Annotated in this window: 14 protein-coding genes, 1 tRNA gene and 2 pseudogenes; 13 read left to right on the plus strand and 4 right to left on the minus strand. The window is 37.0% G+C overall.

The window, feature by feature from the left end:
• Positions 1-669: 669 nt before the first annotated feature.
• Positions 670-2,151: an MFS transporter gene (locus tag ACK2M2_RS02130; RefSeq protein ID WP_419345965.1), complete on the minus strand. Its 1,482-nt coding sequence runs from the start codon at positions 2,149-2,151 to the stop codon at positions 670-672.
• Between the two features lie 112 nt (positions 2,152-2,263).
• On the opposite strand from ACK2M2_RS02130, the gene ACK2M2_RS02135 reads away from it, so the two are divergent.
• The 9 genes from ACK2M2_RS02135 (at position 2,264) to ACK2M2_RS02175 (ending at position 13,745) form a co-directional block, all read left to right on the plus strand.
• Entirely contained in the window at positions 2,264-2,842 is a 579-nt protein-coding gene (locus tag ACK2M2_RS02135) for a TetR family transcriptional regulator (protein WP_419345966.1), read from the plus strand.
• A 74-nt stretch (positions 2,843-2,916) separates the two neighbouring features.
• On the plus strand, positions 2,917-4,236 hold the full coding sequence (locus tag ACK2M2_RS02140) for an NAD(P)/FAD-dependent oxidoreductase (RefSeq protein WP_419345967.1): 1,320 nt from the start codon (positions 2,917-2,919) through the stop codon (positions 4,234-4,236).
• Positions 4,237-4,351: 115 nt separating this feature from the next.
• On the plus strand, positions 4,352-4,813 hold the full coding sequence (locus ACK2M2_RS02145) for a hypothetical protein (RefSeq protein ID WP_419345968.1): 462 nt from the start codon (positions 4,352-4,354) through the stop codon (positions 4,811-4,813).
• Between the two features lie 648 nt (positions 4,814-5,461).
• The gene (gene lldP / locus ACK2M2_RS02150) at positions 5,462-7,132 is read left to right on the plus strand and encodes an L-lactate permease (protein ID WP_419345969.1); all 1,671 of its coding nucleotides are present in this window, start codon (positions 5,462-5,464) and stop codon (positions 7,130-7,132) included.
• Positions 7,133-7,191: 59 nt separating this feature from the next.
• Positions 7,192-7,935 (plus strand): transcriptional regulator LldR, encoded by a 744-nt coding sequence (gene lldR, locus ACK2M2_RS02155; protein WP_409511688.1) that lies wholly within the window; start codon positions 7,192-7,194, stop codon positions 7,933-7,935.
• A 3-nt stretch (positions 7,936-7,938) separates the two neighbouring features.
• Positions 7,939-9,093 carry an FMN-dependent L-lactate dehydrogenase LldD gene (gene lldD / locus ACK2M2_RS02160; protein WP_409511689.1) on the plus strand — a complete coding sequence of 385 codons (1,155 nt, stop codon included), beginning with the start codon at positions 7,939-7,941 and terminating at the stop codon, positions 9,091-9,093.
• 209 nt (positions 9,094-9,302) lie between these two features.
• Positions 9,303-10,994 carry a D-lactate dehydrogenase gene (dld, locus tag ACK2M2_RS02165; RefSeq protein WP_419345970.1) on the plus strand — a complete coding sequence of 564 codons (1,692 nt, stop codon included), beginning with the start codon at positions 9,303-9,305 and terminating at the stop codon, positions 10,992-10,994.
• A 528-nt stretch (positions 10,995-11,522) separates the two neighbouring features.
• On the plus strand, positions 11,523-13,559 hold the full coding sequence (locus tag ACK2M2_RS02170) for an FAD-dependent oxidoreductase (RefSeq protein ID WP_419345971.1): 2,037 nt from the start codon (positions 11,523-11,525) through the stop codon (positions 13,557-13,559).
• 96 nt (positions 13,560-13,655) lie between these two features.
• Positions 13,656-13,745: transfer RNA gene (locus tag ACK2M2_RS02175), tRNA-Ser, on the plus strand.
• 764 nt (positions 13,746-14,509) lie between these two features.
• Here ACK2M2_RS02175 and ACK2M2_RS02180 read toward each other — a convergent pair.
• Positions 14,510-14,753, minus strand: a pseudogene (locus tag ACK2M2_RS02180) (IS1 family transposase); the annotation flags it as partial.
• A gap of 16 nt (positions 14,754-14,769) precedes the next feature.
• Between ACK2M2_RS02180 and ACK2M2_RS02185 the strand changes: the two are divergent.
• Positions 14,770-14,946 (plus strand): annotated as a pseudogene (locus ACK2M2_RS02185) (IS5/IS1182 family transposase); the annotation flags it as partial.
• An 83-nt stretch (positions 14,947-15,029) separates the two neighbouring features.
• Here ACK2M2_RS02185 and ACK2M2_RS02190 read toward each other — a convergent pair.
• The gene (locus ACK2M2_RS02190) at positions 15,030-16,028 is read right to left on the minus strand and encodes an ABC transporter substrate-binding protein (protein ID WP_419345972.1); all 999 of its coding nucleotides are present in this window, start codon (positions 16,026-16,028) and stop codon (positions 15,030-15,032) included.
• Positions 16,029-16,031: 3 nt separating this feature from the next.
• Positions 16,032-16,619 carry an ANTAR domain-containing response regulator gene (locus tag ACK2M2_RS02195; RefSeq protein ID WP_419345973.1) on the minus strand — a complete coding sequence of 196 codons (588 nt, stop codon included), beginning with the start codon at positions 16,617-16,619 and terminating at the stop codon, positions 16,032-16,034.
• Between the two features lie 522 nt (positions 16,620-17,141).
• Between ACK2M2_RS02195 and ACK2M2_RS02200 the strand changes: the two genes are divergently transcribed.
• The 3 genes from ACK2M2_RS02200 to nirD are packed head-to-tail and all read left to right on the plus strand — an operon-like array spanning position 17,142 to position 22,790.
• Complete coding sequence (locus ACK2M2_RS02200) at positions 17,142-18,521, plus strand: MFS transporter (RefSeq protein ID WP_419345974.1); 1,380 nt, start codon at positions 17,142-17,144, stop codon at positions 18,519-18,521.
• 37 nt (positions 18,522-18,558) lie between these two features.
• A complete protein-coding gene (gene nirB, locus ACK2M2_RS02205; RefSeq protein ID WP_419345975.1) occupies positions 18,559-21,105 on the plus strand; it encodes a nitrite reductase large subunit NirB in 2,547 nt (848 codons plus the stop codon).
• 50 nt (positions 21,106-21,155) lie between these two features.
• Positions 21,156-22,790, plus strand: a complete 1,635-nt coding sequence (gene nirD, locus ACK2M2_RS02210; RefSeq protein ID WP_419345976.1) for a nitrite reductase small subunit NirD — start codon at positions 21,156-21,158, stop codon at positions 22,788-22,790.
• The last annotated feature ends 122 nt before the right edge of the window (positions 22,791-22,912 follow it).

A 22,912-nucleotide genomic window follows, 5' to 3' on the forward strand; every position in this document is an offset into this window, starting at 1 on the left:
GCTCAAACTCAGTTTCCTCTCTAGCTTGAGCACTTACTAAAGGTCTCATTGTTGATACATGCAGAAATCAAGTGTAAATCCCATGTTTTAAAGACTTTTAGGCATTTTAAACAGTTGATTTTGATGCAAAGTGATGAGATTTGATGTAAAGAGTAAGGGCATTGAATAATGTGAGATATTTTACTGTTTTTTATGAATCCTAAAATAAAAATCAAATTTAGATTGCCAAGTTTTAAATTTAAATTATTAATGTTTAATAAAATAGTTGGTGGTTTTATAAGATTGCTAAGATATTCATAAATTTAATTAGTTATTAAAAAATCATGATGTTAATGGCTTAATGTTGATAACTCGAAAGTAACTTTTTTATAATCTAAAATATTAGGGTAACAATAGTAATGTATTTAAAATTTTAATAAATAATGATTATTTTTATCTGTTCATGAATGCATGATTGAACAGATAAAGTGGGTTCTATCTGAAAAGTCATGCGTATTGTTTGTGCTCTTTAAAAATGGGATAGGAACCTAAAATAATTATAGTTTAGTGGTTTACTTAGATGTATAGGCTGAATTTTTTATATATAAAACAATGGCTTAAATTGTTAATCTTTTACGCGCTGAGCGCTACAGATACGTTGTATAAAGCTGTTGCATATAATAAGAAAACTTACTTTTTTTCTTTCCAAAAAAAACCAATGACAATACTCAATATAAATAGAATCCATGCAGAAACAACTAATACAGACTCGTGTGACATGAGAAAGGCAGAATTAGCCGATGCTATAACTTGCTCGACATTCTCAGGTTTGATTTCAGACATAATTTGATATGTTTCACCGATAGAACTCTTAGCAATATCAAACTGTTCTGAGGTTAAATATTGCTTAAAATCTATATTTTTCATATAGAAATATGATGCCAATAGACCAAATATAGTGACGCCTAAACCTGTACCTAGTTCATACGACATCCCTTCAATTGCTCCTGCAGAAGCGGCTTGCTCTATTGGTGCTCCTGATAAAATTGCAGATGTAGCAGCTAAAAAAGCACATAATATACTTAGCCCTAACAATACCATCCAAAATACGACATTTAGATATGTTGAATTCAGACTAATATTCGATAGGAAGTACATTGATATCGCGCTTAGTAATAAACTTACAACGGCAACTTTTTTCGGCCCAAATTTATTTAATAATGGTGAGCTAACCAATGCTCCAACGCTGACCGAAATCATAAATGGGAAAATATACAGCCCTGCCTGAAGAGGACTATATTGATAAACATATTGAAGTTTTTGAGAAATTAATAATTCAAATCCTACTAATGCGATCATTGCAACAACAGAGATCGTGAAGCCAAATTTCACCGAATCTGAAGCAAATAACTTAATATCAAATAAAGGATAAGAACTATTTATTTGTCTTTTGGTAAATACTATTCCAAGAACAACCCCTATAAATCCTAACAATAGATGGTATATTTCAAAATCTCTTAACCCAGATTTTAAGCTATAAATCACAAACAGAATTGACGATATTAATATTGCTGCATCCATTAAATTCAATGGATTCTTAGCTATTGGTTGTTGTTTAGGTATTAGATATAAAATACTGACTATAACAACTAAAATAATGGGTAAGTTAATTAGAAAAACTGAACCCCAGAAGAAATATTCTAATAATAATCCTCCAACTAAAGGACCAAATGCAGCACCAGCGCTGCCAGCCATTACCCACATACCTAGTGCAAAATTACGTTCTTTTTCATCAACAAAGGTATAGCGTAAACAAGCTAAAGTACCTGGTAAAATCATCGATGCACCCAGAGCTAATAAGGCTCTAGCAAGAATAAGAATTTCAGCATTTGGAGCGAATGCAGCAAATGCCGACGCTATACCAAAAATAATGCTTCCTATTAGCATTAACTTACGATAGCCAATTCTATCTCCTAGTGCACCCATTACTAAAATTAAACCCGCCATAAGTAATGGATATATATCGATAATCCATAATAATTCCGACATATTGGCTTGCAGCTCATTACTCAAGGTCGGTACAGCAATATGTAAAACTGTTGCATCAATAGCGATAGGTAAATACAACCCTACCACTACAGCCAATATTAGCCACTTAGGATGAAAAGTCATAATAAAAGTAAAAATACAATAGAATTGAACGGATGTTCAATTCTATTGTATTTTTACTTTTATTGGCAACTCCTATATTCTTTGTCGTGTTGTAAAAGGGTATATTTAGTAAATGAGTTATTTAAGTAAGTCCGAGAGAAGAAATCTGATTTTACAGGTTGCCAAGTCAATAGCTCTTGAAGAGGGACTAAGTACACTGACTGTTCGTAATATTGCAAAAAAAGCTTGTTTATCAGTAGGTTTAATTCATCATCACTATGCATCAATTCAAGAGTTAAAGTCAGAAGTATTTATTCAGCTTGCTTACGAAAATTTAGATACTAGTACGCTTTCAGAAGATATATGTTGGGAAAGTAGATTGCTAGATATTTTGGGATTTTCAGAAAGCAATAATGAACTTGCTTATATACGTCTTTGGAACGAGGCAGAGCAAATTAGTTGCTCAAACCCTGAATTTTCCAAAGTTTATTGGGCGGCAATCGAAGCTTGGAAAAACAAAATTATAGAAGTATTAAAGCTAAAAAAATTCATAAATCCTAATGAAAATATGGAAGATTTAGCATGGCAATTCATAGGAATAACTTTAGGTTTTGAACGATTAATTCAATTTAAAGGTGAGAAGCTTTGTTTGAAATATCTGAATTTTTTAGTTCTACAACTTATTGAATGTAAGATATCTCACGACAAATAGTTGTTATCTAAAATGACAGCCTATTATGTTAATTTTAGGTCGTCTTAACTTTAATGAGGAATCATCGAAAATTTATGCAAAATAATAGCGATATTAATTTACCCATTCTTATTATTGGCGCAGGGATAGCAGGAATAGCATGTGCTAAAAAACTACAAGAAAAGGGTGAAAAAGTTATCGTATTAGAAGCTAAACCACATATTGGCGGACGTATAAATTCTAAAAAGATTGATTCGGATATCTTTGATTTGGGTGCATCATGGATTCATGGAATTGATGATAATCCTATATGGGCTATTACCCAAGAAAATGATATAGAAACTACGATATTCAATTATGATAACTCACAATTTTTTCATGAAAATGGACAATTATTTTCAGATAAAGAAGTTGAAGAATTTGAGTTTTATATAGATAAAATAGAAAAATTACTTAATCAGACACAAAAAGTATCTGCTCTTGATGCGATTAAAGAAATAATATTTTCTTTACCTTATTTAGGTAATACATTTTCAGAAAATTATCTTAAAAAATTATTATTGAGCTTTTTTGAACGAATAGCCAATGATCCATTTGCTACAAGTCTAGATCAACTTTCTTCAAATTATCAAAATTATGAGGGATACTTTCAAGGGAATGAAGTTGTATTTCCAAAAGGGTATTATCAGGTTGTTGAAAGTATTGCCAAAAATATAGAAATTAAATTAAATATAGATATTAAAAAAATTACTTACCAGAATGATTGTGTTCAACTTATCGATTCCGATGATAATGTTTACATAGGTTCTCGCGTAGTGGTTACCGTACCACTTGGTATTCTAAAAAAAAATCACATTGAGTTTCACCCGCCAATATCTAGTGATTATATTGATTCTATTCAAGCGCTTGGATTTGGATCTTTCAATAAAGTATTTTTTGAATTAAAGCAACCTCTTCTTTTTCGCTTGAAAAGTTCAGGAGAGAAAATTAGTGATTTTTATTGGAACGATACCGATTGTTTTAACATTTTAGATTTATCTCAAATCTATCAAAAACCAACTTATTTAATGCTCTTTGGAGGAGATAAATCAAATTTTATAGACAATTCAACGGATAGAGAAGTATCTGATTTTGTCTTTAGTAGCTTACAAAAACAATTTGCTGGAATTCCCGATAAACCAGAAAAAATAATAGTTACACGTTGGGGAGCAGACCCTTATAGTTACGGTTCTTTTAGTTTTCCGTCACTAAATCACACTGATAATCTTGTTAAGGTATTACACAAGCCAATCAGGCAACTTATTTTCTTCGCTGGTGAACATTGTAGCTTGAAATATGCTGGTACTGTTCATGGCGCATACCTAAGTGGCTGTGAAGTAGCTGAAAAAATCTTAAAGGAAATACCCACGATTTAATATTTTGAATCTTATGAAATTTTTAAATTTGTTTTAATTATCAATATGATAGCTTGATTTTTAAAATTTAGTATAACATGTATTATATTAGTTTTAGGAAATATGAAGAATAAAAATGAATGATACAGAAAAGTTTCGGTTTAAATTAGAATTAATATTAAATTTAAAATCGGCTAAAGATATTCAAGATTGGGCTACAAACAGAATAGAGCAAGACATTATAGATTCAGAGGCTTTGGAAATATGTTTTTTTTCTAAAGAAAAACAAGTATTAGATTATTTTCATAACATTAAATTTGAATGGCTAAACTTGGTACCTGCTGTAAAGAGGAAAACTTTTAGAGAGATTTTAAAAAAATATATTGAACCTCCACCAATTATTGAATATTCAGAACAATTAATTAGAAACCTCTTTAGAATGATGCTGGGACTTTCAAAAATTGCTGAGGATGAAGATTTATATGATTTCATAGATCATTATCATGATGAGTTTTATTTAGGTTTAGATGGTTTTTATAATTTAGTGCCAGAAGATGTATGGCCCTCATTTCTTAATGATCTTAAAAGTTGGCTTTGATTAAACTTCTCTTATTTACTTACCATAATGAGCGATATAAGAAATTAAATTGTGATCCCAATTTCAAGTTTCTAAATTTTCACCAATAAAAATGTCTAGTTTATGATGATTTTCAGCATCATGGGCTAGATATATAGTGAGCCAATAAAATAGATCGATTTAAGATACTTTAGATAGAGTATTTAAATTTATGTAGCTTATATTTTACATCTAGCTATACCGCTAAAAATAAGAACAAAGTAAAGCATCATTGTGAACATATATAAATTGAATAGGCTAGATTTAGTTAAAACAACAATTTTATCGTTCTGAAATGCTGTTAAGGTTGTATGAAAATTGATTTCTTTGTATTCACCTAAGACTAAAGTCTTATAAATTTTTCAAATTTTAATAAAAATCAATAAAAACAGTTTTTTATGAATTAGAAATTATTTGAAAGTTTTAAAATAGGTGATTGATTAGACAAAATAGTGGATATTATTGGTCATACCAATTTAAAATTTAAAATCACTTATTGATCTTTAATTCAGCAGAAATTATTATTATTGGTAAATATATGTATTTTTTTTATTTTAAATTAATATTGGTCATACCAATTACACGTAAATGCAATGTTCTGTTTATCCATTAAGCTAGCATTTCAAGGAGATGACAATGCTACAACATTGGCAACAAATTTATGATCCGATGGGAAATATTTGGATATCAAGTGCGATCGCTCTTATTCCAATCATATTTTTCTTTTTAGCATTAGCTGTATTCCGCATGAAGGGAAGTGTTGCGGGTACGATCACAGTGGTATTGGCATTACTTGTTTCATTATTTGCCTATCAAATGCCTGCGACAATGGCATTTGCATCGATGATTTATGGTTTTTTGTATGGCTTATGGCCCATTGCATGGATCATTATCGGGGCAGTGTTCCTGTATAAAATTTCTGTGAAAACAGGGCAGTTCGATATTATTCGTTCTTCAATTTTATCCATTACTGAAGATCAGCGTTTACAAATGCTTTTCGTTGGTTTTGCCTTTGGTACCTTCCTTGAAGGTGCTGCAGGTTTTGGTGCACCCGTTGCAATTACAGCTGCATTACTTGTAGGTCTTGGCTTTAAGCCACTTTATGCTGCAGGTCTGTGTTTGATTGTAAATACTGCACCTGTTGCTTTTGGTGCGATGGGTATTCCAATCATTGTGGCGGGTCAGGTTTCGGGTGTAGAAACCATGGAAATCAGTCAGATGGTGGGTCGTCAGTTACCATTTATGGTGATCATCGTGCTGTTCTGGATCATGGCGATTATGGACGGTTGGCGTGGTGTGAAAGAAACATGGCCTGCGGTCATTGTGGGTGGTGGTTCTTTTGCGATTGCACAATATTTGACATCGAACTTCGTCGGTCCTGAATTACCTGATATTACAGCGGCGATTGCAGCGTTAGTGTCACTTACAATTTTATTGAAATACTGGCAGCCAAAACATATTTTCCGCTTTGAAAATGAAGAAGGCGTTCAAAATATTGATTTAGCAGCAGAGCGTAAGAAGAAATACACGATTGCCCAAATTGCTAAAGCATGGTCACCATTTGCAATTTTAACGGCAATGGTCACCATTTGGAGTGTCAAACCTTTCAAGGATTTATTTACGAAAGATGGCGCACTGCATGACATGGTTTTTTCAATCAAAGTGCCTTTTTTGCATCAAATGATTCAAAAAATGCCACCTGTCGTTCCTGAAATTAAGGACTATGATGCCATTTATAAGTTTGATTGGTTCTCTGCAACGGGTACTGCAATTATGTTCGCTGCGATTATTACCATCATTTACTTAAAAATGAAGCCGAAAGATGCAATTATGACTTTTGCTGAAACGGTGAATGAATTGAAAATTCCAATTTATTCAATTGGTATGGTGTTGGCTTTCGCATTTATTGCGAACTATTCAGGAATGTCAGCAACTTTAGCATTGGCACTTGCGCATACAGGTCAAGCCTTCACATTCTTCTCACCATTCTTGGGTTGGTTAGGGGTATTCCTCACAGGTTCAGATACTTCTGCAAATGCCTTGTTTGCAGCACTTCAAGCGACTACTGCACAGCAAATTGGTGTGCCTGAAGTATTATTGGTTGCTGCGAATACGAGTGGTGGCGTAACAGGAAAAATGATTTCTCCGCAATCGATTGCGATTGCTTGTGCTGCGGTAGGTTTAGTGGGTAAAGAGTCTGATTTATTCCGTTTTACGGTGAAACACAGTATCTCATTTACTGTGATGATTGGTATTATCATTACACTACAAGCCTATGTGTTCCCTTGGATGATTCCATGATTATAACGATCACATATCATTTTAGGGATACTCAACCGATGCACGTCTAAGGAAAGCAGATGAAAGTCTCCGACAAAGTGGTACAAAACCTACGCATGTTAATTGAACAAAATAATATGCAAGTCGGAGCTCGTCTGCCTGCTGAACGTAAGTTGTGTGAACAACTCGGTGTATCTCGCTCCACTTTGAGAGAGGCCATTTCGCAACTGAGCAGTATGGGCATGCTGGTCAGCAAAGTTGGAGCGGGGACTTTTTTGCAACAGTTACCAGTCAATTGGTCGCACAATCAGATTGTTGAACCTTTAAGTAATTTAATCGATGAAGATCCTGCCTATCGTTTTGATGTGCAGGAAGCTCGAATGGTACTTGAGGGAGGAACAGCATGGTATGCAGCCAAGCGGGCAACTGAGCAAGATCTTGAGAAAATTCGTTATTGTTATGATCAAATCACCCATTTTCAAGAGTTGGGAGATGATCATCTTGCTGCCAGAGCAGATTCTGAATTTCACTTGGCGATTGCAGAGGCATCGCACAATTTGGTGTTGATTCAGATGATGCGTGGTTTAGTAGATTTGTTGCAATACAACGTGGTTTTGGGTAGGCGTAAAGTGTATACCGAAGCCCATCGTTATGATCAATTGCGTGATCAACACTTTCAGGTGATGGATGCAATTGAACGTCGTGATCCAGAGGCTGCCCGAGAGGCAGTCTGTGGACATATCGAATTTGTGGTACAGCAAGTGCGTATGATTGATGAGGAAGAAGCCCGTCGTCAGCGTTCAAGCCGATTAAATAGGACATAAAATATGATTATTTCTTCTGCAAATGACTATCGTGAAGCCGCGCGTCGTCGTTTACCGCCATTTTTGTTTCACTACATTGATGGTGGGGCAAATGCGGAATATACCTTAAAACGTAATGTGGAAGATTTATCAAAGATTGCGTTAAGACAGCGTGTGTTAAATGACATGTCGCAACTTAGCCTTGAAACAAAACTGTTTAATGAAACCTTGTCGATGCCAGTTGCATTATCACCTGTGGGTTTAACAGGTATGTATGCACGTCGTGGTGAAGTTCAAGCGGCTGTTGCTGCCGATAAAAAGGGTATTCCTTTTACTTTATCTACCGTGTCAGTGTGTCCGATTGAAGAAGTTGTACCTGCTATTAACCGTCCAATGTGGTTTCAGTTATATGTACTTCGTGACCGTGGCTTTATGAAAGATGCTTTGGAACGTGCCAAAGCTGCAGGCTGTTCAACCTTAGTATTTACAGTAGACATGCCTGTTCCAGGTGCACGTTACCGTGATGCCCATTCAGGTATGAGCGGGCCAAATGCAGCAATGCGTCGTTATATGCAATCATGTTTCCATCCGCATTGGGCATGGAATGTCGGCATGATGGGTCGCCCGCATGATTTGGGTAACATCTCAAAATATTTAGGTAAACCGACAGGTCTAGAAGATTATATTGGTTGGTTAGGCAATAACTTCGATCCATCTATTTCTTGGAAAGACCTTGAGTGGATTCGTGAATTTTGGGATGGTCCAATGGTCATCAAAGGTATTCTCGATCCTGAAGATGCTAAAGATGCAGTACGTTTCGGTGCAGATGGTATCGTGGTATCAAATCATGGTGGTCGTCAGTTGGATGGCGTATTGTCTTCTGCTCGTGCTTTACCACCAATTGCAGATGCTGTGAAAGGTGATATTAAAATCCTAGCCGATTCGGGTATTCGTAATGGTTTAGATGTCGTGCGTATGCTTGCGCTTGGTGCAGATACTTGTATGCTAGGACGTGCTTTTATCTATGCATTGGGTGCGGCAGGTGGAGCAGGTGTTTCTAATCTTCTTGATTTAATTGATAAAGAAATGCGTGTGGCGATGACATTGACGGGTGCAAACACGATTGCTGATATTACTTCAGATTGTTTGGTGAGATTAGAAAAAGAGCTGGCAGGGTGATTTAATTATCACTCATTATGATTATTCAAATCGTATAAATCTCCCCTAACCCCTCTTTGAAAAGAGGGGAGTTTTTCTCAAACTCAATCAAATTTAGTGGACAGAAGGCCCCTCCTTTGGAAAAGGAGCGGTGGGGGAGGATTTAAAGAATCCTTAACTGACTGGTCTTAGGGATTTAGAGGGGATTCTTATAACTGGAAATAACAAATATGCAAACTCAATCATTACAAACCATCCAAGACCTCATTCATATCGTTGGTAAACAACACGTATTAACCGATGCCAATGACACACGCCTTTATCGTCAAGGTCGTCGTTATGGTGCAGGTCAAGTCTTGGCGGTTGTTGTGCCAGGAACTTTACTTGAACAATGGCAAGTATTAAAAGTGGCTGTGAACGCCGATTGCATTGTGATTATGCAAGCTGCCAACACAGGTTTGACAGGTGGTTCAACGCCATTTGGTGATGATTATGATCGTCCTGTAATTTTAATGAGTACGCGTCGTTTAGCAGGTATTCAAGTAATTAATGATGGTCAGCAAGTCATTTGTTTGCCAGGTGCAACGCTTGATCGTTTAGAAAAAGATTTAGCGCCATTTAATCGTGAACCACATTCAGTGATTGGTTCTTCATGTATTGGTGCATCAGTTTTAGGTGGTGTGTGCAATAACTCAGGTGGTGCATTAGTTCGTCGTGGGCCTGCCTATACAGAGTTAGCACTTTATGCACGAGTCAATGAGTCTGGTGAATTAGAACTGGTCAATCATTTGGGTGTGAATTTAGGGCGAACACCTGAAGAAATCCTCACGAAACTTGAAAATAAAAACTATCAAATTGATGACATCATTAACAATTCAAGTTGCTGTGCTTCTGATCAACACTATTCACATGATGTAAAACAGGTCGATGAAAATACGCCTGCACGTTTTAATGCCGATCCAAGTCGTTTATTTGAAGCTTCAGGTTCAGCAGGTAAAGTTTGTGTTTTTGCAGTACGTTTAGATACCTTTGAAAAAATTCCAAGTCAGGTGTTTTATGTAGGTACAAATTCACATGATGACTTGACTGAAATTCGCCGTTTTTTGTTGAAAGATTTGCCACGTTTGCCAATTGCAGGTGAATACATTCACCGTGTTGCCTATGATATTGGTGCGGAATACGGCAAAGACAGTTTCATGTTTATTGAAAAATTTGGTACAGCAAAAGTGCCTGCTGCATTTGCAATGAAAGATAAAGTGGATGGTTATTTAGAAAAAGTTGGCTTGCGTGGTTTGTCGGATAAAGTTCTGCAACTCGTGACCAAACTCATGCCAAACCATTTACCTAAACGAATGAATGAATTTCGTGATTTATATGAACATCACTTAATGATTCGTATTGAAAATCAGGATGTTGCTCGGGTTCATGACTTTTTAAAAGATTACTTTAGTCATCAAACATCAGGTAATTATTTTAAATGTACCGATGAAGAAGGGCGTAAAGCATTTTTACATCGTTTTGCTGTGGCAGGTGCTGCGATTCGTTACCGTGATACGCATCGTTCAGAAGTGGAAGATATTGTGGCACTGGATATTGCGCTACGTCGTAATGACCGTGAATGGGTAGAAACTTTACCACAAGAAATGAATGAAAAAATCATTCATAAATTGTATTACGGACATTTCCTTTGCCATGTTTTTCATCAAGATTATATTGTTAAAAAAGGCGTAGATCCTTTGGCAATGGAACATGAAATGTGGCATTTACTTGATGATCGTGGGGCAGAATATCCTGCTGAACATAATGTGGGGCATTTATATGTGGCAAAGCCTGCTTTGAAAAACCATTATCAAAAGCTTGATCCAAGTAATAGCTTTAACGTCGGTATTGGGCAAACAAGTAAATTAAAATATTGGAAATAAATATTTAAAATATTTATGAATAAATCAGTCATTCTTAAGAGTGGCTGATTTTTTTGGTCTTTTCAGTGTAAGTGTAAAAGGAGAAGTCTGTTCCGAAAATTGTTGAAATAATATCGCTTATAAATATGAGTTTATGTGCAAGTTAAATCAAAATTATCAATCTATCTTGCTTGTTAAATATTATTCTAGTTAAACAAAAGATTTCAAAATAAAGGAAACGTATTTTCAAAAATAAAATTTTGTGCCTAATTTAAATCTTATACTTATTGTAAGGGTGTTATTGGGCATATGATCATAAGCATAGTTACCCAAACATATATGTATACTTATTTTTATTAAACTTTTTGGTTTATTTTATGCTGCTTATTTGACTGATATCGCAAAGCTAGGCTAAATGAAGCTAATAAACGGAATTGGCTGAATTGACATTATTAACATAGAAAAACCAAAAAGAAGTCATCCTAAAAAATTAAAAAATCGCTACAGTAGTATGCAACAAGTTGCAAAGCCAAAGATAAAAGGATCAACATGACAACGAATAGCTATGCACATATTTTACAGCCATTAAATTTAGGTTTTACGACACTAAAAAACCGTGTCGTTATGGGCTCTATGCACACAGGTTTAGAAGATCGTTTTTATAATTATCCAAAGCTTGCGGCTTATTTTGGTGAGCGAGCGAAAGGCGGTGTGGGACTACTGATTACTGGTGGAATTTCGCCGAATCGTCAGGGGTGGTTATTGCCTGCTGGCGGAACCATGAATACGCTTGGTGATATTGCACCACATCGTTTAGTAACGCATGCTGTGCATAAGCATGGTGCAAAAATTTTGATGCAGATTCTACATTCTGGACGTTATGGTTATCAGCCTTTTGTAGTATCTGCAAGCCCGATCAAATCACCTATTTCTATGTTTAAACCACGTCAAATGAGTGAAAAAAATATTCTCAGCACGATTGACGATTTTGCTCATACCGCAAGCCTTGCGAAAAAGGCAGGTTATGATGGCGTGGAAGTGATGGGCTCAGAGGGTTATTTACTCAATCAATTTTTAAGTCGCCATGTCAATCAACGTGAAGACCAATGGGGGGGAGCAATTGAAAATCGTATGCGTTTTGCGGTTGAAATTGTCAAAGCCATTCGTGCGAAGGTCGGTGAAAAATTTATTATTTGTTTCCGTTTGTCTATGCTCGATCTTGTGCATGATGGCAATACTATGGATGAAGTGATTACCGTTGCCAAAGCTTTAGAAAAAGCAGGGATAACGTTGTTGAATACGGGAATTGGTTGGCATGAAGCACGTGTTCCAACGATTGTCACTTCTGTACCGCGTGCAGCTTTTGTTGACTATACAGCGGAAGTAAAAAAGCATGTTGCAGTGCCTGTTATAGCATCGAATCGTATTAATATGCCTGAAACTGCAGAAGAAATTTTGGCGGCAGGTAAAGCAGATATGGTGCAAATGGCTCGTCCATTACTTGCTGATGCTTTTTGGGTGAATAAAGTTGCAACCAATCGTGTTGATGAAATTAATACTTGTATTGCATGTAACCAAGCCTGTTTAGATCATAGTTTTCAAAATAAACGTGCAAGTTGTCTAGTGAATCCTCGTGCGGCACATGAAACAGAATTGGTCTATTTAAAAACCAAAAAAGCCAAAAAAATTGCAGTTGTGGGTGGTGGTGTTGCAGGAATGTCTGCGGCAACGGTTGCTGCTGAACGTGGTCACAATGTCACGTTATTTGAAGCAGCAAAAGAAGTCGGTGGTCAGTTCAACCTTGCTAAAGTAGTACCAGGAAAAGAAGAATTTCATGAAACTATCCGTTACTTTAAAGTTCAGCTTGAAAAGACTGGTGTTGAGGTACGCTTAAATACCAAAGTGAACCGTGAGCAACTTGAACGTGAAGGCTTTGATGATGTGATTATTGCCACAGGTGTTGTGCCTCGTGGTCTTAAAATTGAAGGTAGTGATGCACCAAATGTACTATCTTATGCTGAAGTGTTACGTGGTGCGCAAGTAGGCGATAAAGTTGCGGTGATTGGTGCAGGCGGTATTGGTTTTGATGTTTCAGAGTATTTGTTGAAACCTGAGCATCAGCCACAACCACAGCCTTTGGCAGAATGGCAACGTGAATGGGGTGTTGATCCAAATCCAAATTATATGACTGAAGGGGGTCATGTGCCTGCTGAAGTTGAAGCGCCCATTCGCCAGATTTATCTGATGCAACGTAAAACTACACCACTCGGAATTGGCTTGGGTAAAACTTCGGGTTGGGTACATCGTGCGCAATTGAAAAAGCATGCTGTACGTATGATGCGTGGTGTGCAATATAAATCTGTATCAAATGAAGGTTTGTGGGTTGAAGTGAATGGTCATGATCAGCTCTTACGTGTTGATACCATTGTGGTTTGTGCAGGGCAAGAATCTGTTAAAGAATTGATGCCGAAAGAAGGTGAATCGACGTTAGCAAGTTACCATATTATTGGTGGTGCAAAACTTGCAGGCGAGCTTGATGCGAAGCGTGCGATTCGTGAAGGTGCTGAAATCGCTGCAATATTGTGATTTTTTATAGTATTTGGTGAAAGTATATGCACTTGTATGCTTTGACTGTATTTTTCACTTGTCAGATGTATAAAAGCTCCGTATGATGGCGCACATGGAAGCGTGGCAGAGCGGTTGAATGCACCGGTCTTGAAAACCGACGAGGGTGTGAGTCCTCCGTGAGTTCGAATCTCACCGCTTCCGCCAAATATCTAAAAAGCCCTTGTTATTACAAGGGCTTTTTTCTTGCTCGTGTTTTATCCCACATTGCAACCCACATAAAATTTTGGCTTCAATTAATCTTAATGAGCGTTTATAGAGTGTGTTAGGAACCTCATCAGAATTTCTAAGCGAATTATTAAACAGAATTGTTGCTACTCTAGATCGCAAATGATGATGTTAAATTTATTTTTCAACTCTATAAATATAAAATAGCATGATTAAAGTCATGCTATTTATTTAAAGGTTTTAACTACCAATGATATTGATTTTGAACTCGGTCAATATTCAAAGTACATGAATCATCACCAATTCTAAACAAGCTGTTTGGAATCGAGAGTTAAGCTTTTAATATATTTAAACGGTTGTCTACATAAATCTGTTTTAATTCATAACAATTTTGCTCTTGCCCTGAAATAGAGATGCAATTCTAAAATTAATTGTATCGACATTACCTAAAGTAATACGTTCGTGGTTGAGTTCAATGAAATGCGTTCGAGTATTTCGTAAATCCACCAAGTGGAGGAACTAGTTGGTTATGTTATTGACATATTATAGTGCTGAAACTTCATCAAAATATTTTGTAAAAAATAAAGGTTATTAAATATGAGAAAAGTTCATTTAAATAATACTGATTTTCTTAAAGTATTATTTTAAACGTATATAAAATAAGTTTTAGAAGAATTTTTTATGAAAAAAATATAATGCATACATATTGTAACTTTGGTGGCATTTCAGAAAGCATGCTGGTATTAAATAAATCTATTATTAATATAGAAGAAAGTTAAATCAAAAGTTTTGAAATGATTTTTAAGCTTTTTTGAAAAGTTGCAACCTCTCCTTAATCCACATCTGATCCGATGCCGAATGCTACAATTATTTCCCTTCAATTCCTTCTGTGAAAACTTACGAATTAATTTTTTACAGCACTTAAAAGCATAAATAAAACTATCTCAATAAATCACTCGAAATTCGTGCATAGTGAAAACCAATTTCCTAAAGTCTAGCCTTAAAGTGGTCTGAGTACCATCATCAAAGCTTGATAGAAACCAAAACGTATTGCATCAAATTATATGACGATAAACTTAGTGCAAGGGCGTCTAGGTCAAGTTAATAAGATTCATACACCTTGCGCAGTGCTACTCAAGTGTTAAATAAATTTACAGAGTTAGGTCAACCCCATACTTGAGTTGCATGTTAAATTTGAGTGACTTAGAGGATTTTTATCTTTAAAAGGCTTTATGCAACAAAGTTGTAATTAATGCTCAAAGTTTATGTTTTATATAACGGAAAGTAACAACTTTCAGCAATTCGTGCTATATCAGCAGGTTTTAGTGTAATTTTATCCCATTTGATCATTTGTTCAATGAGCCAATAAAAATCATCTATTTTAGGTGTTGTAGTGTCTTTGACTAAATGACGAATGATATTTTGAATGGAATAATATTTCTCTACATGGAGACTTTCTGAGCATTGAAATTGAATAATATTAAATTCAATTAATAGTTCCCAGACTTCATCAAAATTAACCATATCTTTTAACTCTTGTTGAGCTTTAACAATTGCTTGAGTAATCGCTTTAAGCGTATTGGGATGTTGTATAGCCCAGTCTTGAGTGAAAGCTAAAACTTTATCTGCGATGTCAGGGATAATCTCCTGACTTGAAATGACGGGTTGGCTGATACCTGCTAATTCTCCTTGAGTGTTCCAAGGTTCTCCAACACAGAAACCATCAATTAAGTTTTTAGAAATGGCTTCGACCATATAGGGTGGGGGAAGTGTTAGAAGATTGCATTGTTGAGCGGTTTCATGATCTGCAAGTGCGAGCCATTGTCGTAGACAATAGTGGTGTATAGATTGCTTAAATACATTTGCCAAACGTATTTTCTGCCCATTTTTTAGGGCGAGAACAATTTTTTGAGCAGATTGTTCAGCAGAATCTTGGTGATAAATATTGAGTTGATGGCAAAGTTTTTGGCTGAGTGAAATAAAAGCACGATTTTGGCTCAAGACCAAATTGGTTTGTAGCGGAATACCGATCTGATCCTCACCTAAAGCTGCTGCAGGAAGCATGGCTGATAGGCAATGAGCAACATCTAAAACACCAAAAGCCAAACGATCTCTTAGGCTCGCCCAAGAGGCTTCTTTGATTAAATTAACGTCTAGACCTTGTTCATCAAAAAAACCACGCTGTTTTGCCCAAAGTATTGCAACGCAATCGAGTAAAGGAATATAGCCAATTTGGATTTTAGTTTTTTCTAAATCTGTCATCATCTAATCCTTCAATTGATTTTGTAAAAGTTGTTGAGCGTCTAGTAACCGACGAGCCATTTCACCAATGGTCATACGGTGGCTCATGGCATTTTTACGCAATAGCTGAAAAGCATGTTCTTCTTTTAAACCATGTAATTGCATCAGTAAAACTTTGGCTTTTTCTACATCTTTGCGGTCAGCTAGTTTATTTTTAGTATCTTTAAGATCAGTCATTAATTTTTTATGTTTTTTAAATTGTTCGATGGAAATTTCTAAAATACTTTCCAGTTTACTTGGATCAATACCATCCACAATATACGCCGTGACTCCTGCATCTATAGCATTTTTAATTGTATCTTTATGGCTATTCTTAGTGAATAAGACAGTAGGTAAATCAAATTGCCTGACACAGCTTTCAATGATGTCTCGATGTGGATGATCCATGTCCAGTAAAATCACATCTGCATGTAATTGTTGCAGATCGAACATAGTTAAATGATCAATCATCAGGCATGCCACGACTTCGAAGTCATGTTCGATCAGTGATTTTTTGATGTACTGCGCCCGATCCAAATCGTCATCAATTAAGGCTATTTTTAGTTTTGGCATTTGAAAATGGCTGAAACTTAAAAAGTTATAGTGATAAATAAGCAAATAAGATGCCAGTAATACTATTTTTTATGACCTTATACATTTATTTTTGATAAAGACATTATTCGTTATATATTTCAATCATGTAAAGCCTAAATAAAAAGATTTTTATACAAAATTTATAAATAGATAAAGTTATGAAAAATAATGGCTTATGGGGTATGCATCATCATGATGCACTTGATTAGCGCAAGATGAACATTAACAAAGCATTTTAAAAGTCATCATTATTTTAATTTAAGTATATTAAATAACTGTAGAATAGCGTTTAAGAAAATAAAAAATTAATAAATATATAAAAATCAATTGATTATAATTTATTTTAAAGCATTGGCACACTAAGTGCATTATCCATTTCGAGTCAAAGACGACTCTCATAAAAAATTTGTAAGACGGCCAACGATGTCCGCTCTGATCGCTCTGAGATGCAATGCCTGCATCACAGAAAACCCACACGTTCAGTTCAGGTAGGAAAAGGTTATGTCTTCAAATTTAGATGCTAAGAAAGCCACAAGAATAAGTCTTTTAAACTTTAACAGCGCAGCGATGCGAGCCTTCCACATGAGTTGGCTCGCTTTTTTTGTCTGTTTCTTTGCGTGGTTTGCCTGTGCACCACTCATGCCTGTGATTGCAGGTGAATTTCATCTGACTAAAGATCAAATTGCCAATATTAATATTGCAGCAGTTGCTATTACCATTTTAGTTCGTCTGATTGTTGGCCCACTTTGTGACAAATACGGGCCACGTAAAACTTATACCGCACTATTAATCATCGGCAGTATTCCTGTGTTTGGTGTGGCATCTGCCAACAGTTATGAATCCTTCTTATTTTTTCGCTTACTCATTGGTGCAATTGGTGCCAGTTTTGTGATCACGCAATATCACACCAGTATTATGTTTGCACCGAATGTCGTAGGAACAGCAAATGCAACCACAGCAGGTTGGGGAAATGCAGGTGGTGGTGCGACACAGGCTTTAATGCCCTTAATGTTAGCGGCTTTAGTGATGTTTGGTGTTGAACAGGCAGAGGGTTGGAGAATTGCGCTGATTGTGCCGGGCGTATTGATGCTAATTGTTGGTGTGATGTATTGGAAATTTACGCAAGATTGCCCACAAGGCGATTTTAAAGAATTACGTGCACAAGGTATTCAAGTCGGCAGTGATAAAAAAGGTGGCATTGCGATTTTAATGCACGCTGCACGTAACTACCGCGTTTGGATTCTCTTTGGGGCGTATGCGGCATGTTTTGGTATTGAAATTTTTATTCATAACATTATTGCGCTGTACTACGTCGATAATTTTCAGTTTGGTTTAAAAGAAGCAGGATTGGCAGCAGGAATTTTCGGTTTACTTGCTTTATTTGCTCGTGCTTTAGGTGGCATTGTTTCAGATAAAGTCGCAACAAAAAAAGGTTTGGATGGTCGTACCAAAGTACTTTTCCTGATGATCTTGATGGAAGGTGTATTTTTGGTGGTCTTCTCTCAAATGAATACTGCTGTTTTTGCCGTCCTCGCAATGACAATATTTGCTTTATTCACTCACATGGCATGTGGTGCAACTTATGCACTGGTACCTTTCATAGATCGTGATGCTCTAGGTGGTGTGGCAGGCATTATTGGTGCAGGCGGGAACGTCGGAGCAGTAGCAGCAGGTTTCTTATTGAAAGGTATGCTTGATATTCAAACTACACTGATGGTGTTGGGTGGTTTGGTGGTGATCGCTGCAAGTTGTGTCTTAATGATTCGTTTTTCGGTTGAACATAAAGAAAAAGAACAAAAATTGTTTGAAGCCGCTGTTCTTGAGCGCCACGATCTTGAACAAAGCCTTGCACAAAGCACTAAACAAAATCACGCAGCTTAATCGCAAAAAAAAATAAGAAAATTTGAGGAGAATTGAAATGAAATTAGTCATGATTGGTCACGGTATGGTGGGTCACAAATTTATCGAATCGGTGCTTGAGCATGCAGGCGATGAAGTGGAAATCACCATCCTTGCTGAAGAATCTCGTTTAGCCTATGACCGCGTGCATTTAACTGAATATTTCTCAGGAAAATCTGTCAAAGATTTAACCTTATGCCGTAGTGATTTTGCAGATGCTTATGGAATAGATTTGCGTTTAAGCACCAAAGCGGTTGCCATTGATCGTATTAATAAAAGCATTACGACCAATCTTGGTGATGTGATTGCCTATGATAAATTGATTCTAGCAACAGGTTCTTATGCTTTTGTTCCACCGATTCCGGGCAATGAACGTAAAAATTGCTTTGTGTATCGTACAATTGATGACCTTGATGCCATTCGTGCTGCAAGTTTAAATGCTAAAACAGGTGTGGTCATCGGTGGTGGTCTGCTTGGATTAGAAGCAGCCAAAGCATTAAGAGATTTAGATTTAGACACCCATGTGGTGGAATTTGCGCCCCGTTTAATGGCGGTACAAATTGATGATTTGGGCGGTAAAGTTTTACGTTCAAAAATTGAAAATTTAGGCGTGAAAGTCCATACCCAAAAAGCAACATCATCCATTGAAGACGGTACATCAACCACACATGTGATGAAGTTTGGTGATGGTTCAGAGCTTGAAACAGACATCATTCTCTTCTCAGCAGGCATTCGCCCACGTGATGAATTGGCGCGTCAAAGTGGTTTGAACATGGGTGAGCGTGGCGGGATTAGTATTAATAATTATTGCCAAACCTCAGATGAAGACATTTACGCCATTGGTGAATGTGCATTATGGCAAAATAAAATTTATGGTTTAGTTGCACCTGGCTATGACATGGCACGTATTGCAGCCAAGCACGTGATGTCACAAACAAGCACTGCATTTTTAGGTGCAGACATGAGCACCAAGCTGAAACTAATGGGTGTTGATGTGGCATCAGTCGGTGATGCACACGCCATGACACCGAATGCACTCAGTTATTTTTATGCAGATGAAAATGCCATGGTTTATAAAAAAATCGTGGTGAATGCAGAAAAAACTAAACTTTTAGGTGCTGTATTGGTTGGTTGTGCCAAAGAATACAACGACCTTTTGCAAATGATGTTGAATGGCTTAGCAGTTCCTGAAAGTCCTGAAAGTTTGATTATGCCGGGTTATGCCAATGCACCATCTAAAAGTGGGGGCAGTGGTGTTGATTTACTGCCCGACAGTGCAACGATTTGTTCATGTAATAATGTGTCTAAAGCAGATATTTGTTCGGCAATTGCAGAGGGTTCAACCTCATTGGGTGCACTAAAAAAATGCACTAAAGCCGCAACGGCATGTGGCGGTTGTTCAGCCTTGGTAACACAGGTTTTAAAATCTGAATTACAGCGTCAGGGGGTGACGGTTAATAATCATCTATGTGAGCATTTTGCCTATTCACGTCAAGAGCTGTATCACTTGGTGCGAGTCAATGAAATTAAAACCTTTGATGATTTAATCCATCAACATGGGCATGGTTTAGGTTGTGATATTTGTAAACCAACAGTCGCGAATATTTTAGCATCTTGTTGGAACGATTTTGTTTTAAAACCCACTCATGCAGGTCTACAGGACAGTAATGATTATTACTTGGGCAATATTCAAAAGGATGGTTCTTATTCGGTTGTGCCACGAATTGCTGGAGGTGAAATTACCCCCGAAGGATTAATTACCATTGGGCAAGTGGCTAAAGATTATGGTTTGTATACCAAAATCACAGGTGGGCAACGCATTGATTTATTTGGGGCGCAAGTGCATCAATTGCCTGATATTTGGGAAAAACTCATCAATGCAGGCTTTGAATCAGGTCATGCCTACGGTAAATCACTACGTACTGTTAAATCTTGCGTGGGTCGTACATGGTGTCGTTATGGTGTAGATGATTCTATGGGCTTAGCGATATTTTTAGAGAATCGCTATAAGGGCTTACGTTCACCGCATAAACTTAAAATGGCGGTTTCAGGCTGTACCCGTGAGTGTGCTGAAGCACAAAGTAAAGATGTCGGTGTGATTGCTACAGAACGAGGTTGGAATTTATACGTCTGTGGTAATGGTGGAATGAAACCTCGTCATGCAGAATTACTGGCTTCAGACTTGGATACAGAAACTTTAATTCGCTATATCGACCGTTTCTTTATGTTCTATGTGCAAACAGCAGACCGTTTACAACGAACTTCAGTATGGCGTGACAACATGGAAGGGGGCTTGGATTATCTAAAAGCCGTCGTGATTGATGATTCTTTAGACATAGCGGATGAATTGGAACGCCGTATGTCGCACGTGGTTGGCACTTATCAGGATGAATGGCGTACTGCGATTGAAGACCCTGAAGTACGTAAACGCTTTATTACCTTTATTAATGCAAAAGCTGAACAACAAAATGATCCACATATTCAGTTTGCCTCTGAACGTGGGCAAATCCGTCCAAAAACCACAGCAGAACGTGATGTGAGTCGTATTGTGATGGTTGAAGCTTAAGCGGTTGAAAGTTTAAGTATTTGCACTGAATAAGATCAAGGAGAATTTGCATGACTATTTTAAAAAGCGTTAATACAACTGATAAGATGGAATGGGTTGAAGTGTGTCAATTTGCCGATATCACGCCAAATACAGGTGTGGGTGCAATCATCCATCTACAACAAATTGCATTGTTCCGTGTCGGGAATGAAAAACGGGTCTATGCCTTAAGCAATCAAGATCCATTTAGTCAGGCTTTTGTGATGTCACGGGGGATTGTTGGGGATCTACAGGGCGAACGTGTGGTCGCATCCCCTATTTATAAACAACATTTCAGCCTTGCGACCGGGCGTTGCTTAGAAGATAAAGAACAAAAACTCTTGGTTTTTCCAAGCAAGATTGAAAATGGTTGTGTTTTTGTCTGCCCGATAGCACAAAAAACCTATATTACCAACAATTCATCTTCACAGGAAAAAACCAAACTTGTTTTGGTTGGTAATGGTTTGGCAGGTATGCGTTGCTTGGAAGATTTATTGGATATGGCACCTGACCGCTATGATATTACCGTGATTGGTGAAGAGCCATGGGGTAACTATAACCGCATTATGTTGTCGCCTGTTTTGTCAGGTGAAAAAACCATTGAAGATATTATGTTGCATCCACATTCATGGTATCAGTCGAAAAATATCAATTTTATTGCTGATGATCCTGCTGTGAAAATTGATCGCCCACGGAAGCAAGTCTATACCCAAAAAGGTCTGGTAATGGATTATGACCGTTTGATTTTAGCTACAGGTTCAAAACCCTTTATTCCGCCTATTTCAGGTGCAGATTTAACAGGCGTGATTAGCTTTCGTGATATTTACGATGTGAATATCATGCTTGATTATTGCAAAAACAAAAAAAATGCGGTGGTGATTGGTGGTGGATTGTTAGGGCTTGAAGCAGCCTATGGCTTAAAGCAACGAGGAATGAATGTCACCGTATTGCATTTGATGGATCGAATTATGGAGCGTCAGCTTGACAGTAGAGCAAGTGTAATGTTGCGTCACAGTATTGAAGCGAAAGGTATTTCCATCATCACCGAAGCCAATACCCAAGAATTGATTGGTCAGGATGGGCATGTTAGTCAGATTAAACTGAAAGATGGCACAATCCTCGATGCAGATTTAGTCGTATTTGCTGTTGGTATCCGCCCTAACATTACTTTGGCACAAAGTGCAGGCTTGCGTTGCAATCGTGGTGTGATGGTAAATGACACCATGCAGACTTTTGATCCAAGTATTTATGCGGTCGGTGAATGTATTGAACATCGTAATCAAACTTTTGGATTAGTTGAGCCATTGTGGGGGCAAGCTTTTATTTGTGCGACTCATTTGGCAGAGCATGGCAGTTTAACTTTTAAAGCGCCAACCGTACCCACGCAGTTAAAAGTCAGTGGCTGTGATGTGTTTTCCGCAGGTCGAATTGATTTAGAAAATAGTGAATCAGCCGAAGATTATGAAGACATCATCCTGAATGATGAAAAACGTCAGATTTACAAACGCATCATTATTCAAAAAGACAAAATGATTGGTGCTGTGTTGTTTGGTGACACCGAAGACGGTGCTTGGTATGCAGAATTGATTGCAGATCAAAGCTCAATTTCAAGTATTCGCAATAAATTACTGTTTGGTCGAGATTTTGCATTAAAACAAGCAGGGTGATTCATTGCTTATCAGGAAAATAGAAGCCACGACCTCATATTTTCATTTTAAGTTAAATTTTATTTGCGTAGGTGTAGCCTCACTTTTGAGAGATCAAAAGTGACAAAAATCCTTTGTTGTGC

Source organism: Acinetobacter sp. TY1, from assembly GCF_048551395.1.
In the GTDB taxonomy this organism is placed as follows: domain Bacteria; phylum Pseudomonadota; class Gammaproteobacteria; order Pseudomonadales; family Moraxellaceae; genus Acinetobacter.